At 71.3% G+C, this 14,089-nt stretch carries 17 protein-coding genes; 10 read left to right on the plus strand and 7 right to left on the minus strand.

All coding sequences use genetic code 11. The annotated features are described in order from the left end of the window. Positions 1 to 148: 148 nt before the first annotated feature. Genes ADL03_RS22370 through ADL03_RS44790 form a run of 4 tightly spaced genes read left to right on the plus strand, consistent with a single transcriptional unit; the run spans position 149 to position 4,006 of the window. Positions 149 to 1,891 carry a non-ribosomal peptide synthetase gene (locus tag ADL03_RS22370; protein WP_053735466.1) on the plus strand — a complete coding sequence of 581 codons (1,743 nt, stop codon included), beginning with the start codon at positions 149 to 151 and terminating at the stop codon, positions 1,889 to 1,891. Next, positions 1,888 to 3,102 carry a cytochrome P450 gene (locus ADL03_RS22375; RefSeq protein WP_053735467.1) on the plus strand — a complete coding sequence of 405 codons (1,215 nt, stop codon included), beginning with the start codon at positions 1,888 to 1,890 and terminating at the stop codon, positions 3,100 to 3,102. The genes ADL03_RS22370 and ADL03_RS22375 overlap by 4 nt, the downstream gene beginning before the upstream one ends. Next, on the plus strand, positions 3,099 to 3,824 hold the full coding sequence (locus tag ADL03_RS22380) for a thioesterase II family protein (protein WP_053735468.1): 726 nt from the start codon (positions 3,099 to 3,101) through the stop codon (positions 3,822 to 3,824). The genes ADL03_RS22375 and ADL03_RS22380 overlap by 4 nt, the downstream gene beginning before the upstream one ends. A gap of 14 nt (positions 3,825 to 3,838) precedes the next feature. Continuing rightward, positions 3,839 to 4,006 (plus strand): MbtH family protein, encoded by a 168-nt coding sequence (locus ADL03_RS44790; protein WP_063798670.1) that lies wholly within the window; start codon positions 3,839 to 3,841, stop codon positions 4,004 to 4,006. A 5-nt stretch (positions 4,007 to 4,011) separates the two neighbouring features. Here the strand turns inward: ADL03_RS44790 and ADL03_RS22385 are convergent, their stop codons facing one another. Then, positions 4,012 to 5,037, minus strand: coding sequence for a CdaR family transcriptional regulator (locus ADL03_RS22385; RefSeq protein ID WP_197288551.1), 1,026 nt, complete (start codon positions 5,035 to 5,037; stop codon positions 4,012 to 4,014). A 135-nt stretch (positions 5,038 to 5,172) separates the two neighbouring features. Here ADL03_RS22385 and ADL03_RS22390 point away from each other — a divergent pair, with 135 nt between their 5' ends. Both ADL03_RS22390 and ADL03_RS22395 read left to right on the plus strand, forming a co-directional pair. Then, on the plus strand, positions 5,173 to 5,964 hold the full coding sequence (locus ADL03_RS22390; protein ID WP_053735575.1) for a trypsin-like serine protease: 792 nt from the start codon (positions 5,173 to 5,175) through the stop codon (positions 5,962 to 5,964). Positions 5,965 to 6,149: 185 nt separating this feature from the next. Continuing rightward, entirely contained in the window at positions 6,150 to 6,641 is a 492-nt protein-coding gene (locus tag ADL03_RS22395; protein ID WP_082373373.1) for a GtrA family protein, read from the plus strand. A gap of 6 nt (positions 6,642 to 6,647) precedes the next feature. Here the strand turns inward: ADL03_RS22395 and ADL03_RS22400 are convergent, their stop codons facing one another. Together ADL03_RS22400 and ADL03_RS22405 are read right to left on the minus strand one after the other, a co-directional pair. Next, entirely contained in the window at positions 6,648 to 6,989 is a 342-nt protein-coding gene (locus ADL03_RS22400) for a VOC family protein (RefSeq protein ID WP_053735470.1), read from the minus strand. 95 nt (positions 6,990 to 7,084) lie between these two features. Continuing rightward, positions 7,085 to 7,330 (minus strand): DUF2630 family protein, encoded by a 246-nt coding sequence (locus ADL03_RS22405; RefSeq protein ID WP_053735577.1) that lies wholly within the window; start codon positions 7,328 to 7,330, stop codon positions 7,085 to 7,087. A 57-nt stretch (positions 7,331 to 7,387) separates the two neighbouring features. Here ADL03_RS22405 and ADL03_RS22410 point away from each other — a divergent pair, with 57 nt between their 5' ends. Further along, entirely contained in the window at positions 7,388 to 7,792 is a 405-nt protein-coding gene (locus ADL03_RS22410) for a hypothetical protein (protein ID WP_053735578.1), read from the plus strand. Between the two features lie 6 nt (positions 7,793 to 7,798). On the opposite strand, the gene ADL03_RS22415 is transcribed toward ADL03_RS22410, so the two are convergent. After that, the gene (locus tag ADL03_RS22415; RefSeq protein WP_053735471.1) at positions 7,799 to 8,965 is read right to left on the minus strand and encodes a PP2C family protein-serine/threonine phosphatase; all 1,167 of its coding nucleotides are present in this window, start codon (positions 8,963 to 8,965) and stop codon (positions 7,799 to 7,801) included. Between the two features lie 50 nt (positions 8,966 to 9,015). Then, the gene (locus ADL03_RS50245; RefSeq protein WP_157529088.1) at positions 9,016 to 9,546 is read right to left on the minus strand and encodes an anti-sigma factor antagonist; all 531 of its coding nucleotides are present in this window, start codon (positions 9,544 to 9,546) and stop codon (positions 9,016 to 9,018) included. On the opposite strand from ADL03_RS50245, the gene ADL03_RS22425 reads away from it, so the two are divergent. Continuing rightward, positions 9,545 to 10,378 (plus strand): MEDS domain-containing protein, encoded by an 834-nt coding sequence (locus ADL03_RS22425; RefSeq protein WP_053735473.1) that lies wholly within the window; start codon positions 9,545 to 9,547, stop codon positions 10,376 to 10,378. The genes ADL03_RS50245 and ADL03_RS22425 overlap by 2 nt on opposite strands. Further along, positions 10,375 to 11,280, plus strand: a complete 906-nt coding sequence (locus ADL03_RS22430; RefSeq protein WP_053735474.1) for a sensor histidine kinase — start codon at positions 10,375 to 10,377, stop codon at positions 11,278 to 11,280. The genes ADL03_RS22425 and ADL03_RS22430 overlap by 4 nt, the downstream gene beginning before the upstream one ends. On the opposite strand, the gene ADL03_RS22435 is transcribed toward ADL03_RS22430, so the two are convergent. Together ADL03_RS22435 and ADL03_RS22440 are read right to left on the minus strand one after the other, a co-directional pair. Beyond that, positions 11,252 to 12,214, minus strand: coding sequence for a tetratricopeptide repeat protein (locus tag ADL03_RS22435; protein ID WP_053735475.1), 963 nt, complete (start codon positions 12,212 to 12,214; stop codon positions 11,252 to 11,254). The two genes, ADL03_RS22430 and ADL03_RS22435, sit on opposite strands and share 29 nt — an antisense overlap. Before the next feature lie 9 nt (positions 12,215 to 12,223). Continuing rightward, positions 12,224 to 13,222 (minus strand): NB-ARC domain-containing protein, encoded by a 999-nt coding sequence (locus ADL03_RS22440; protein WP_197288552.1) that lies wholly within the window; start codon positions 13,220 to 13,222, stop codon positions 12,224 to 12,226. Between the two features lie 43 nt (positions 13,223 to 13,265). Between ADL03_RS22440 and ADL03_RS22445 the strand changes: the two genes are divergently transcribed. Continuing rightward, entirely contained in the window at positions 13,266 to 14,078 is an 813-nt protein-coding gene (locus ADL03_RS22445) for an IclR family transcriptional regulator (protein ID WP_053735477.1), read from the plus strand. Positions 14,079 to 14,089 lie beyond the last annotated feature (11 nt).

Raw genomic sequence — 14,089 nt, forward strand, 5'->3', positions numbered from 1 at the left:
ACGGGGAAACCAGGTGAACGCACAGAAACCGGGGGCGATCGTTGTGCGAACGTCCATGGCCCGTCAGCACCACCCCCAATAGCGTCGAGAGGGTAGGACCAGCACCACCCACCTGTCCTGTTTGGACGAACAGGCTTGGAAGGATGCGATGGACTCCACCCTCACTCTGCCCGAGCTCTTCGCGGCCAGCCGCTCCCGCCACGGCGACCGGCCCGCGGTGAGCGACGACGACACCACCCTCACCTACGCCGAGCTGGACGCGCGCTCGGACCTGCTGGCGACCGTGTTGGCCGGCAAGGGAGTCCAGGTCGGCGACAACGTCGGCATCCTCCTCGACCGGGGCGCGCTGGTCGTGGTCGCCATGCTGGCGGTCGCGAAGGCGGGCGGCGCGTACCTGTCGATCGATGCGAACTACCCGGCGCAGCGCCGTGACGTGATGCTGCGCGACGGCGGCGTCAAGCTCGTGATCACCCGGCCGGGCACCCGGCTCCCGGACGGCGTCGAGGCGATCGAGTGGAGCCTCGACCGGGACGAGGACGCCACGCCGGTCAGCACTCAGCTCATCCCCGAGGACGCGGCGTGCGTGCTCTACACGTCCGGTTCGACGGGTGAGCCGAAGGGGATCGTGTTCGAGCACCGCAACATCGCGGCGCTCGCGGTCAACCCGAGCCTGCCCAAGCTCACCCAGGACGACAAGGTCGGGCAGATCTCCAGCGTGTCCTTCGACGGCATCACGCTGGAGGTGTGGTCGGCGCTCGCCGTCGGCGCCGAGGTCGTGGTGCTGCCGCGGATGGGCTCGATGCTGCCCACGGACCTGCAGCGGGAGCTCAAGCGCCGCAAGGTGTCCATGATGCTGGTCCCGGCGACGGTGCTCAACGAGGTGTGCCGGGTCGACCGCAACACGTTCGCCTCGCTCAAGCACCTGTGCAGCGGCGGCGACGTGATCCTGCCCGCGACGTGCCGGGCGATCCTGGGCGGCAAGTTCAAGGGCGACTTCTACAACCTCTACGGGCCGAGCGAGATCACGACGGCGGCGACGGCGTTCCAGATCACCGAGGTGCCCGACGACGCCGGTGCGATCCCGATCGGCACCGCGATCGACGGTTACGAGACCTACGTCGTGGACGAGGACAAGCAGCCGGTCCAGCGGGGCGAGGCGGGCGAGCTGCTCGTCGGCGGCATCGGCGTGGCCAGGGGCTACCTCGGTCCGGCGCACCTCACCGCGGAACGGTTCGTGCCCAGCCCGTTCGGTGCGGCCGGCACCCGCGTCTACGCGACCGGCGACCGGGTCAGGGAGAACGAGCAGGGGCAGCTGGAGTTCCTGGGCCGGCTGGACGGTCAGCACAAGATCCGGGGTCATCGGGTCGAGCCGGCCGAGGTGGAGCAGGGCATCTTCGCGCATCCGCAGGTGCGGCAGGCGGCGGTGATCGTCGAGGAGTTCGACGGCGACCGCAGGCTGGCGGCGTTCGTGGTGCCGTCGAGCGATGACCTGTCCACGGTGGAGCTGCGCGAGTTCGTCACCACGAAGCTCCCGCCGCACATGGTCCCGGCGTCGTTCACGGTGATCCAGCAGATGCCGCTCACGTCGAACGGCAAGCGCGACCGCGATGCGCTGGTCGAGCTGCGCAGCCGTGCGGTGCAGCGCATCGCGCGCCGGGTGGAGCCGGAGACCGACACCGAACGGTGGCTGGTCGCGTTGTGGGAACGGCTGCTGAACATCGAGGACGTGGGCGCGGAGGACGACTTCTTCGAGCTGGGCGGCCATTCGCTGCTCGCCTTCCGCGCGCGCAGCGCCATCGCGCGCGAGTTCGGCATCAAGGTCGACGCGGGTGTCCTGTTCGAGCACAGCACGCTGCGCGGCCTGGCCCGCGTGATCGAGGAGGCCAAGTGACGACGACGCAGATCGACCTCGGCGGCACCGACCTGTTCGCCAACGGTGACCCGATCGAGGCGTACAAGTGGTTGCGGCACAACGCCCCGGTGTACTGGAACCCGACGCCCGACGGCGGTTTCTGGGCGCTGACCAAGTACGACGACGTCGCAGAGGCGTACCTGAACACCGAGGTCTACAGCTCGGCCAAGGGCACCATGCTCGGCGGCTCGTACCGCAGCCAGACCGACACGGCGTCCGGGCAGATGCTGATCGCCACGGACGCGCCGCGCCACCAGCACCTGCGCCGGTCGGTGCACAACGCGGGCTTCAACCCGTTGAAGATGGACAAGGCCCGCGAGGGTGTCACGGCGACCGTCAACGCGGCGCTGGACAAGATGGTCGCGGACGGCGGTGGTGACTGGGCCACCGACATCTCGCTGGCGCTGCCGACCGGTGTGCTGCTCGGCACGATGGAGCTGCCGCTGGAGAAGGCGTCGATGCTGCAGCGGCTGACCCGCACGATGATCGGGTTCCGCGACAGCGAGTACCGCGGTGACGCGACCGCCGCGCAGACGCTGATCCGGGCGCAGGTCGACATCTTCGAGTTCTTCTACGACCTGATCCAGGAACGCCGGGAGAACCCCGGCGAGGACCTCATCAGCCTGCTGACGAAGGCCGAGGTCAACGGCGAGCCGATGAGCGAGTCGGAGATCCTCTACAACTGCATGAACGTCGCGGTTGGCGGCAACGAGACGACCGCGCACACCTCGTCGTACAGCATCATGACGTTCCTGGAGCACCCGGACGCCTACGACCGGCTGCTCGCGCACCCGGAGCTGCTGCCGACGGCGATGGAGGAGCTGTTCCGCTGGACCGCGACGAACACGTACGTGCAGCGGCACGTCACGCGCGACATCGTGATCCGCGGCCAGGAGGTCAAGGAGGGCGACGCGGTCACCCTGTGGAACTCCTCGGCCAACCGCGACGAGGACGTCTTCCCGGACGCCGACGTCTTCGACATCACCCGCAACCCCAACAAGCACCTCACGTTCGGTCTCGGCCGGCACCACTGCATCGGCGCCGTGGTGGCCAGGCTGGAGATGGAGCTGCTGCTGGGCGAGATGGTCAAGCGCGGGTTGCGGTTCCGGCTCGCCGGCGAGGTCGAGAAGCTGCACTCCAACTTCGCCCTCGGCATCCGGCACCTCCCGCTCGAGGTCTGGGCGTCGTGACCTGGTTCCCGGAGCCGGGAGACGGCGCGGCGCGACTGATCTGCTTCCCTTACGCGGGCGGGTCGGCGTCGGTGTTCCGCGACTGGGAACGGTCGGTGCCGCCAGGGGTCGAGGTCCTGGCGGCCCGGCTGCCCGGCCGCGCCGAACGGTGGCGCGAGGAGCCGTTCACGTCGCTGGAGCTGCTCGTGGACGCGCTGACCGAGCCGGTGAAGGCGCTGACCGACCGGCCGTTCGCGTTCTTCGGCCACAGCATGGGCGCGGTGCTCGCGTTCGAGCTGTCACGGCGGATGCGGCGGGAGCTCGGGGTCGAACCGGTGCACGTGTTCGTGGCGAGCTGCAACCCGCCGTTGCCCGACGTGCCGATGCCGGTGCTGGGCACGCTGGACGAGCCGGCGCTGCGGGCCAAGCTCGCCGATCTCGGGCTGGCCGAGGAGATCATGTCCGACGAGGACCTGATGGAGATGCTCCTCCCGCTGGTGCGCGCCGACCTGCGCATCGCGGACGGCTACCTGGACCGCGACGGCGAGCCGCTGACGTGCCCGCTCACCGCGTTCCACGGCAAGCGGGACCCGATGGTCAGCGCCGAGGACATGGCGCAGTGGTCCGTCGGCACGACCGGTCCGTTCCTGCTGCGGCAGGTCCAGGGCGCGCACCTGTTCTCCGACGACGGGTGGCGTGACGTGCTGACGGCGGTGTCGGACGAGCTGGGTGTCTTGGTGTGAGAAGGGATTGCGCAATGGACACGACCGTTGTGGTGAACGCCGAGGAGCAGTACTCGGTGTGGCCTGCGACCGCGCAGCCACCCGCGGGGTGGCGCGTGGTCGGTGAGCCGGGCACGCGGGCCGAGTGCCTCGCGCGCATCGACGAGCTGTGGACCGACATGCGGCCGCTCAGCCGTCGGTAGCGCTGTCACGCGACCGCGCGCATCGCCAGCCAGAGGTTGACACGGGCCTCGACCGAGCTCAGGGAGAGGCCCGTGACGCGCTCGATCTGCTCCAGCCGGTAGCGCACGGTGTTGCGGTGCACGAACAGCTCCTTGGCGGCCAGCTGCGGCGAACCACCGGTGGTGAGGAACACCTCCAGGGTGCGCATCAGCTGCCCGCCGTGTTCGGCGTCGAAGGCGAGCAGCGGCTGGAGCACCTTGCGCGCCACCTCGCGCACGGGCAGGTCGGGGTTCGACATGAGCAACCGCGGCATGTCGATCACCCGGCCCTCGTGCACGCCCGGTCCCCTGCCGACCGCCTCCTGCGCCTCCAGGAACGCCCACCGCAGCCCGTGCACTCCCCGGTAGGGCCCGCCGACGCCGACGGACGTGGCGCTCTTGGCGAGCAGGTGCGTGAGCTCGTGGGGTGACCGATCCCCTTCCAGCACAACGGCTTCGTACGGGCCGATGCGCGCGACCACCACGTCGGTGAGGTCGTCGAGCTCGACCGGTGCGTCGGTCACGAGCAGCACGCTGTGCGTCGCGGCCGGGTCGACGCCCGCCGCGGTGAGCCTGCGGGCCGCCTCGCTGGAGGAGATCGCCGACCGCACCAGGTCCTCGATCACCTGGCCGGTCAGCTCGCGGCGACCGGCCTTGAGCGCCTGCACGCGGGCGAGCTCCAGCCGGACCAGTCCGGCGACGTGACCGGCGAGGTCGTCAGCGAAGGACGTGCGGGCCGCGGCGAACAACGCGTGCGGCACGTCGGCGTTGATGGGCAGGAGCTGGGCGCCGTCCGCGTCGTCGGGCGGCCACCGGAAGCCCGGCGGTGAACTGGTGATCACCTGGTCGGGCAACCTGATCAGCGCACAGGGTTCGCCGGTCGCGCGGGTGAAGAGCGTCAGCAGCCCGTCGATGCCGTTGTCCGCCAAGGTGTCGAACATCGCGCGCCGCACATCGCGCAGCCGCTGTCCTGTCGTCAGGACAGGCGCACCTCCTTCGAGCACCTCAACCATGGTTCCCATCATGCACATCCGGGTTGGTGGCGGGTAGAGCACGCTCTACCACCAGAACTGCGGGAGGCCGGATGGAATCCGCCCGCGACGGCGTCGATGCTGGTCACGATCGTCGAAACGGAACGAAGGAAGACCATGGTGAAGCTGAAGTCCTTGACAGCGGGCGCGGTCCTGGCCGGCGCACTCGGTGCGACGGCGCTGGTGGGAGACGCGAACGCGATCGTGAACGGAAAGGACTCCACCGAGCGGTACGGGTTCATGGCGTCCATCCCGGTGTCCGTGCCGGAGCTCGGCGGCGTGCAGGGCGTCTGCGGTGCGTCGTTGATCCACCCGCGCTGGGTGGTGACGGCGGCGCACTGCGTCGACGCGGAGGGCACCGGCGGCGTTCCCGACGGGATCGTGCGGGTCGGCAGTCCACAAAGGACGTCCGGCGGCACCGTGCGCCGGATGGACCGCGTCGTGCGCCACCCCGGTTACCGGCTGGGCCAGCCGAACGTCAACGACATCGCGCTGATCCGGCTCGACCGCCCGGTGACGCAGCGGCCGATCCGCCTCGCCACGGCGCCCGGCACCGGCACCCCGACCAGGCTGCTCGGGTTCGGCACGACGCTGGACACCGTCGACATCACGAAGGCGCGGTTCGCGACCCGGCTGCAGGAGCTCGACACCCGCATCGGCGCGCCGGGCGAGTGCGCGCCCGGTTACGCCGACGCGACGCGGCTGTGCACCGTCAGCCGGAAGCCGGGCGCGATGGCGTGCGTCGGCGACTCGGGCGGCCCCCAGGTGCAGCGCGGCAAGCACGGCCGGTGGGAGCTGGTCGGCGTGACCTCGGGTCCCGGCGACGCGGACGCGGTCTGCGCGAACGGTCCCGGCCTGTACACCAGCGTGTCGGCGTACTCGCGCTGGATCAAGGCCACGATGCGCTGAGCACCACCCCGCCCCGACGCGGCACGGCCGCACACCATCCGTCGACAGTGGACACGGGAACGCTCGCACGCCCGTGAAGACCTCGCCAACGACAACCCGACATCGGCTGAACAACTGTGAACAGAACCGGAACGGATGGGCGCTTCACCGGTTCCCGAGGCGCCGGTCGTGGCACCGTCGGTGCCATGACCGGCGGCGACACCGTGGACGAACGGCGAACGGACCTGGGGCAGCGGTTCCACACCTGGATGGAGGTCGTGGTCCGCTGCCTGCCCTTCGGCCTGTCACGGCTGGTCCCGCCCAGCCTCCTCGGCTTCGCGCTGATCAACGGCTGCACGTTCGGCATCGACCTGCTGCTGCTCACGCTGTTCCGCTCGGGCCTGGGCTGGCCGGTGCCGGTGGCGTTCACCGTCGCGTACGTCATCGCGTTCGGCCTGAGCTTCGTGCTCAACCGGGCGCTGAACTTCCGCTCGCACGCCCCGGTCGGCCCGCAGGCGGGCCTGTACGCGGTGGCGGTCCTGGTCAACTACCTGGCGTTCATCCTGGGCGTCGGCAGCGCGCTGACCGCCCTCGGGATGCAGTACCAGCTGTCGCGGATCGTCGCCGGGGCGTGCGAGGCGGCGTTCATGTACAGCGTCATGCGGTGGGTCATCTTCCGCGACACCGAAGAGCGCTAGAACGCCTCACGCGGGCAGGGCGGCCAGCGAGAGGCTGTTGCCGTCCGGGTCGAGCACCTCGACGTGCCGCACGCCGTTGCCGTAGGTCTCCACCGGCTCGTGGGTGATGCCGTGGGCGGCGAACCGGGCCAGGAAGTCGTCGAAGTTGGTCACACCGAGTGTGACCATCGTGCCGCCGACCCGTGCGGCACGAACTTCGCGGGCGTCGACCACCACATGGGCGTTCTCCCCCACGTGCCAGAGGTGCTCCTGGCCGACCACCTCGTCGGCCGCACGCCCGAAGAAGGCCTCGTACCAGGTCAGCGACCTGTCCAGGTCCGTCACGCACATCACGCTGTAGAGATCCATCGGGGTCCCGCTCCTCTCGTCGGCAGAGGGTGGACCACCACGGGCCGGGAAACTGAGCGGAGCCCGGCCACCCCTTCCCACTGCCGCGACGAGCGCTACTGCAGGTAGCCCTCGACCTCGCCCACCGACCGGGCCTGCACCCCGTCGGGGTCCTCGCCGGTCGACCGCGCGGTCCGGCGCCGGCGCAGCAGGTCCCAGCACTGGTCGAGCGACTCCTCCAGCGCGCGCAGCCGGGCGTGCTCCTCGTCGCCGGAGATCTCGCCGGCCGCGAGCGCCTGCCGCAGCCGGTGCTCTTCGTCGACCAGCTCGTTGATGCGGCCCAGCACGTTCTCATCGGTCATGTTCACCACCTAAGCACGAACGGGTACCCCGGGCCCGTCACCGAGATGGAGGTCAACATGCAACCGATCCCGTTCGTTCCGTTCACGTGGCGCGACCCGTCCTGGTTCGGGCGGCAGGACGACGCGACCGACCTCGCTGACCGCCCCGACACCGGCCTGGTCGGCTACGAGGTGGAGGCCACCGACGGCGGCATCGGCAAGGTCGACGAGGACAACGCGAAGGTCCCGAACGACTGCCTGATGGTCGACACCGGGCCGTGGATCTTCGGGCACAAGGTCGTGCTGCCGATCGGCACCGTGCAGCGGGTCGACCACCGCGAGCGCAAGGTGTGGGTGGACCGCACCAAGCAGCAGATCAAGGACGCGCCCGAGTACGACGCGGACGCCGACTCCGACGACTACCGCAAGCGCACCGGCGACTACTACTCGGAGTCCTACCGGGCGATGCCGCCGATGTTGTAGGGGCGCTCAGCCCCGCGGCACGCGCACGACCAGTGACCGCTCGCGGTGCTGCTGCCACTCCACCAGCAACGCGCTGGCGTCGTCCTGCAGCCGGCCGTGCTGGTGGTCGAGCACCGTGTGCATCAGGCGCCGCAACGTCTCCGGCGCCGAGCACCCGTCGGCCTCGCGGCGGATGACGAAGTCCACGAACCGGCGCAACCCGAACTGCCGGCCGTGCTCGTCGCGGGCCTCGACGATGCCGTCGGTGTAGAACAGCAGGCGGTCACCGGGTTCGAGGCGCTCGTGGCACAGGCGCGGGGTCGTCGGCAGCTGGAAGCCCATCGGCGGGGCCGGTGGGCACCGCAGCTCCCGCAGCCGGCGGCCACCGCGGATCAGCAGCGGGGCGGGGTGGCCGCGGTTCACCCAGCTCAGCCGGCCGGTGCGGTAGTCGAGGCAGGCGAGCACACCGGTGGCGAACCGGCTGCCGCCGAACTGGGCGCCGATCACCTCGTCGACGGCGTTGCCGGTGGCCACCAGGCCGCTGCCCTCGCGCCGGTGCTTGCGGCTCGCGCCGGTCGCGAGCGCGACGGTGAGGCCGGCCGACTGGTCGTGACCCATCGCGTCGAAGATCGAGATGTGCACGGTGTCGCCGTCGATGGCGTAGTCGATCGCGTCGCCGCCGATCTCGTACGCGGGCTCCAGCACCGCCGAGAGCACCAGGCTGTCCGTGGCGAACGTGAGCGGTGGCATCAACGGCCACACGACCTCCGAGGCGACCGTCATCGGCCGTGACCGCACCAGCCGCGCGTAGGTGTCGCTGTGCGGCCGCTTGCTGACCACCATGAGCGCGACCAGCGAGGCGAGCGCCTGCAGCCGGTCCAGGGTGTCCACCGAGTCGTCCACGGCGACGGCGCCGAGCACGCCGATGCGTTCGGTGCCGTCCAGCAGCGGGATCCAGAAGTGGTGGCCGTGCTCGTGCCGCGTCTCGATCAGCGCGACCTCGCGGAACGCCCGGCCGGGCAGGCTGCCCTCCACCGACAGCGCCTGGCCGCCGGTCAGCGGGACCAGCGCCTCCTCTCGCAGGTCCACCACGAGGAACTCGAAGCGGGAGAGCCCCACCGCGTACTTCTCGACCAGCACCGGTACCTGCTCCAGCGTGGCCAGGTGGCTGGCCTGCAGCAGGTTCGCGAGCATGTCGAACGACGAGTCGGAAACCGCGCCCTCCTCCTCAGCAGACCGGCCGGTCAGGCCAGTGGAACCTCCGCACGGCCCAAGGCCTGCGACACGCTCGGCCGCACGTTCAGCACGTCCTCCAGCTCCAGCACCCGCAACGGCCGCAGCACCACGGCCGAGCTCGCGACCACGGCGAACGAGCCGCCGTCGCGCAGGCACCGATCCCGCTGGGCCAGCAGCAACCTGATCCCGCAGGCACCGAGGAAGTCCAGGCCGGTCAGGTCCAGCACCACCGGGGACGGCGGCCGGAGCACCTCGCCGAGCCGGTCGGACAGCTCGTCGGCGGTCGTCCAGTCCAGCTCACCCGCGACGCTGACGACGACCGCGGTACCCACGCATTCGCTCGTGACGCGGCAGGGGCTCCGGTCGTCGCTCTGCACGTGGAAACCTCCAGGTGGGCAGTGGTCCCCCGGCACGGGCCGGCTGCTGAACCCAAGGCCCACGACCGTAGCGCAGACCGTGTGCGCACGCGCCTCCGCGAACCGCTGAGCTGGAGGATCGCCCGGATGGCCCAGTGGAGGCAGCGTAGGATCGGTCTCCATGCGCAGGTCCGGTGTCACCGACGTGGTCGTCGGGATGAGCTCCAGCGACCACCTGTGCTGGCCCTTCGACGACTTCGGGGAGTTCAGGGCGCGTGCGACCGAGTTCCTCGTCGACGGGCTGGAGCACGGCCAGCGCGTCTGTTACGTGGCGCGCGGTGACGAACCGGAGCTGACCGGTCACCTGGCGTCGTCACCGGTGCTCGCAGCTGCGCTGCGGGACGGCTCGGCCGAGGTGGTGCCGCTCGAGTCGCGGTACCGCACCACGAGCACGGTGTCACCCGAGGACCAGGTCGCCGCCTACGCGGAGGCGACCCGCGTGGCGATCGGCGACGGCTTCACCGGCCTGCGGGTGGCCGCGGACGCCACAGCCCTGGTGGGCTCACCCGCCTCGCTCGACGCGTTCTGCCGCTACGAGCACCTCATCGACCGGTACATGACCGGGTCGCCGTTCTCCGCGATGTGCGCGTACCACCGCGTGGAGCTGGAGGACGGGGCCGTCGAGCAGCTCGCGTCGATGCACCCGGTCACCAACCCGCGCGGCGCCCCGTTCCGCCTGCACGCCACCGCCGACGGCATAGCGATCAACGGCGAGATCGACCGCGCGAGCCGCGACCTGCTGCCGCTGGCACTGCTGCGCGCCCAGCCGTCCCTCGACCGCGGCGAGCTGCGGGTCGACCTCACCAGACTGCGGTTCATCGACCACCACGGCCTGCTGGCCTTACACGGCTGCGCGCGTGCACACGACGCGACGCTCGTGCTGCGTTCGGAGAAGTCGGCACTCGCCCGCCTGGTGTCCATCCTGGAACTCGAAGACGTGGAGTGCGTCCGATGACGGGCTTCTACCACGAGAGCGCCTTCTACGGCTCGGACGACGACTTCCTGGCGCTGACCGTGCCGTTCGTGGAGGACGGCCTGCGCGCGGGCCAGCCGACGTTCGTGGCCTGCGCGGACCAGAACACGGCACTGCTGCGCGGCGCGCTGGGCCGCGACGACGCCGTCACCTACCTGCCCGGCACCGACCAGTACTCCCGCCCCTCCGCCGCCATCGCGAGCTACCGCGAGATCTGCGGCAAGCTCACCGCCGCCGGCGCGACCCGCATCCGCGTGGTCGGCGAGGTCCCCCACCCCGGCGTCGGCGTCCCGTGGGACTGGTGGGCCCGCTACGAGGCCGCCGTGAACCAGGCCTACGCCGAGTTCCCGCTGTGGGGCCTGTGCCCGTACGACACCAGGACCACCCCGGACTACGTCCTCACCGACGTGACCCGCACCCACCCCCACATCGCCACGGCGACCGACCGCCGCCCCAACCCCGACTTCGGCGCCACCCGGACCGCCCCCCTCCCGGACGTCCTCGAACAGGGCCGCCCCCTGCTCGAGCTCGTCGACCCGACCCCGGCCGAGGTGCGCTGCGCGGTCAGCGCGGCCATCAGCGCCGTCCACCTGGACGAGGACGGCGCACACGACGCCGTCTACGCGGCCAGCGAGATCATCACCAACGGCCTGACCCACGGCGTCGGACCGGTGCTCTTCCGGCTGTGGGCGGACGCGACCCGCGTGGTCCTCTCGACCACCGACCACGGTTCTGGTCCCGCCGATCCGCTCACCGGGCTGGTGCCGACCGAGGCGACGAAGACGGCGGGGCTCGGGTTGTGGATCCTGCACCGGACCTGCGACTACGTGTCGATGGGATGTTCGGAGGACGGGTTCACGGTGCGGGTGAGCGTGGGCTCCTGAGCCGGTCGGCCGACTCATCGTCGCCCGCGCGCAGGTACAGCGCGGCGGCTGTGGCGAGGTGCGCCGCTGCCCGTTCCGCATCGAGCTCGGCCATCAGCTCCACGGCGCGCGCCTGGAGCTGAACCGCGTCCGCCTGCTCCAGCAGCTCCACGGCGGACCTCAGCGCCGTCAGCGCCTCCTCAGGCCGGTCCACGGCGGCGAGCACGGTCGCCCTGGTGAGCTGCACGTTGCCGACGTTGCGCGGGTCGGCGTCCAGCTCCTCGAAGGCCGCCAGCGCCAGGCCGGCCTCGGCCAGCGCTCCCTCGTGGTCACCGCTGAGGTGCAACGCCTGCGCGATGGCATGCCGCTGGATCGCGGCACCGCGCGTCCGGCCGATCTCGGTGAAGATCCGCAGTGCCCGCCGCAGGTGCGGGACGGCCCGGTCGTGGTCGCCGCGGTCGCGGTGCAGCTTGCCGGTGAACTCGGCGACGGAGGCGGTCAGCCGCGGGTCGCCGCCCCGGTCCGCCAGCTCGGCCGCCTGCCTCAGCTCCTCCTCGGCGTCGTCGAACGAGCCCTGCTCGCTCAGCGCCCTGGCGAGCTGCGAACGCATCCGTGCCTCCGCGGCCGGGTCGCCGGCCGCCCGCGCCGCTGCCACGCCCAGCCGGGTCGTCGCGGTCCAGTCGCGGAGGTGCTTGCGGTTGAGGAAGTACGGCCACAGCGCCTCGCACAGCTGCCACACCTCGGCGAACAACTCGCGTTCGGACGCCATGGCCAGGACGCCGACGAGGTTGTGGCGTTCGGCGTCGAGCGCGGCGAACGCGGTCTTGCCCAGCTCCTGCGCCTTGGACCGGACGACGTCGTCGTGCGCGGCAAGCCTCATCCGGTCGCCCATCGCGGCGAGATCCGCCGCCGAGGCGAGGACGAGGTAGTGGCGGACCACCCGGCGCGCGGCCATCTCCCGGCCTTACGGGGTCAGGTTCTCCTCCGCCCTGCGCGCGGCGTGCCGGGCGCCGACCTCACCGAGCCGCACGCGACCGGCGAGCTCGTCCCACTCCAGCAGGTTCGCCCGCGTGAGTTCCTCCAGGACGTCCTCGGGACCGGGCATCAGCGCCGCGACGGCGCCGACCGACAGCTCACCACCGCGGTGGACGCCCAGCAGCGCCCACAGCCGACGCGCCTGCTGCGACAGGTCGTCGTGGGCGAAGTCGAACGCGGCGAGCACCACCGACTCCGGTTCGGCCGCCAGCGTGGCCGCGACGTCAGCCAGTGCCAGCGACGTCCGGCGGCGCAGCTTCGCCCCGACCAGGTTGAGCGCGAGCGGCAGACCGTCGCACAACGTCACCAGCCTGCGCGCGGCCTCGGCCTCGGCGTCGACGCGCTGCGCACCGCAGTGCTCGCGCAGCAGGGCGACGCCGTCGTCGAGCGGAAGTCGTTCGATCTGCACACGCACCGCCCCGTACTGGTGGAGCTCGTCCAGGTCGTGGTTGGACGTCACGGCCACGGCGCAGGTGTCGCCGTTCGGAAGCCACCGGACCACCTCCTCGGCGGTGGTGACGTGATCGACGACGATCAGCAGCCGCCTGTCGTGCAGGAGGCTGCGCAGCAGCCCGGTGAGCCGGCTGAGATCGGACGGCAACGGTTCGGAGACCCCGAGCGAACGCAGAAACCCTTCCACCACACCGGAAAGCTCGACACCGCCGCCCCGGCGGTGCTCGCGCAGGTCCGCGTAGAGCTGACCGTCCGGGAACGACTCCCTCGCCGCGTCGGCGAGCTTGCGCGCCAACGCGCTCTTGCCCGCGCCCGGCGGCCCGTCGAGCACCAGCAGCAGCGCCTTCCGCCGCGTGGCGCACAGCTCGACCAACTGCCGCAGCTCCGCGGTCCGGTCCACGAACAGCGCGGGCGCCGGCGGGCACTCCCACCGCACGACCTGGCTGCTCGCCACCCCCGAGAGACCGTTGGTCACCACGAAACCACCGTCACCCTCCCGTTGCGCACAGTGATCGAGAATGTACGCGACAGGCACGGCCGGTCAGGGCGGAACGGGGCAGAATTCCGGCGTGACCGCCACCGTCTCCGCCAAGCTCCTCTCCCTGCTCGGCACGTTCGACACCCGCCACCGCAGCCAGACCCTGAGCGCTATCGCACGCCGCAGCGGTCTGCCGGTCAGCACCACGCACCGGCTGCTGGCCGAGCTGGAGGCGTGGGGTGCGGTGCGGCGGCTCGCGGGTGGGGAGTACGTGATCGGGCGGCGGATCTGGCGGCTGGGGTTGCTGGCGGCGGGTGAGGTGGACCTGAGCCGGGTCGCGGAGCCGTTCCTGCACGACATCCACGCGGCGACGCGGGCGGTGGTGCACCTGGCGGTGCGGGAAGGGGTCGAGGTGCTGTACCTGGACCGGGTGTCCGGGCACGCGTCGGTGCCGATCGTGAGCACGACGGGCAGCAGGTTGCCGTTGCACACCACGGGGGTGGGCAAGGTGTTGCTCGCGCACGCGCCTGCGGAGGTGCAGGAGGAGGTGCTGGCGCATCGGCTGACGCGGTGCACGGCCTACACGATCGTCGAGCCGGGGCGGTTGCGGGCGCAGTTGCACCGGGTGCGGCGCGACGGGTACGCGCAGACGTTCGAGGAGATGACGCTCGGGGCGTGTTCGGTGGCGGTGCCGGTCGAGGTGGACGGGCGGGTCGTGGCGGCGCTGGGGATCGTGGTGCCGGACCTGCGCAACGTGCGGGGGCGGTTGGTGGCGGCGTTGCAGGTGGCGGCGCGCGGCATCGGGCGGGCGATGGGGTCGGGTTTCCACCCACCGGAAACCAGGCTTGGTTGATCGGCTCCCCG

This window comes from Nocardia sp. NRRL S-836, from assembly GCF_001279525.1.
GTDB lineage: Bacteria > Actinomycetota > Actinomycetes > Mycobacteriales > Pseudonocardiaceae > Lentzea.

Bases quoted from the DNA above. Each gene is read 5' to 3' on its own strand.
- ADL03_RS22415 (WP_053735471.1), bottom strand. From the start codon at position 8,965: ATGCTCGCGAACCTGCTGCAGGCCAGCCACCTGGCCACGCTGGAGCAG.
- ADL03_RS44790 (WP_063798670.1), top strand. From the start codon at position 3,839: ATGGACACGACCGTTGTGGTGAACGCCGAGGAGCAGTACTCGGTGTGG.
- ADL03_RS22410 (WP_053735578.1), top strand. From the start codon at position 7,388: ATGCAACCGATCCCGTTCGTTCCGTTCACGTGGCGCGACCCGTCCTGG.
- ADL03_RS22435 (WP_053735475.1), bottom strand. From the start codon at position 12,214: ATGGCCGCGCGCCGGGTGGTCCGCCACTACCTCGTCCTCGCCTCGGCG.
- ADL03_RS22395 (WP_082373373.1), top strand. From the start codon at position 6,150: ATGACCGGCGGCGACACCGTGGACGAACGGCGAACGGACCTGGGGCAG.
- ADL03_RS22445 (WP_053735477.1), top strand. From the start codon at position 13,266: ATGTACGCGACAGGCACGGCCGGTCAGGGCGGAACGGGGCAGAATTCC.
- ADL03_RS22405 (WP_053735577.1), bottom strand. From the start codon at position 7,330: ATGACCGATGAGAACGTGCTGGGCCGCATCAACGAGCTGGTCGACGAA.
- ADL03_RS22385 (WP_197288551.1), bottom strand. From the start codon at position 5,037: ATGGTTGAGGTGCTCGAAGGAGGTGCGCCTGTCCTGACGACAGGACAG.
- ADL03_RS22425 (WP_053735473.1), top strand. From the start codon at position 9,545: ATGCGCAGGTCCGGTGTCACCGACGTGGTCGTCGGGATGAGCTCCAGC.
- ADL03_RS22370 (WP_053735466.1), top strand. From the start codon at position 149: ATGGACTCCACCCTCACTCTGCCCGAGCTCTTCGCGGCCAGCCGCTCC.
- ADL03_RS50245 (WP_157529088.1), bottom strand. From the start codon at position 9,546: ATGGAGACCGATCCTACGCTGCCTCCACTGGGCCATCCGGGCGATCCT.
- ADL03_RS22390 (WP_053735575.1), top strand. From the start codon at position 5,173: ATGGTGAAGCTGAAGTCCTTGACAGCGGGCGCGGTCCTGGCCGGCGCA.
- ADL03_RS22430 (WP_053735474.1), top strand. From the start codon at position 10,375: ATGACGGGCTTCTACCACGAGAGCGCCTTCTACGGCTCGGACGACGAC.
- ADL03_RS22400 (WP_053735470.1), bottom strand. From the start codon at position 6,989: ATGGATCTCTACAGCGTGATGTGCGTGACGGACCTGGACAGGTCGCTG.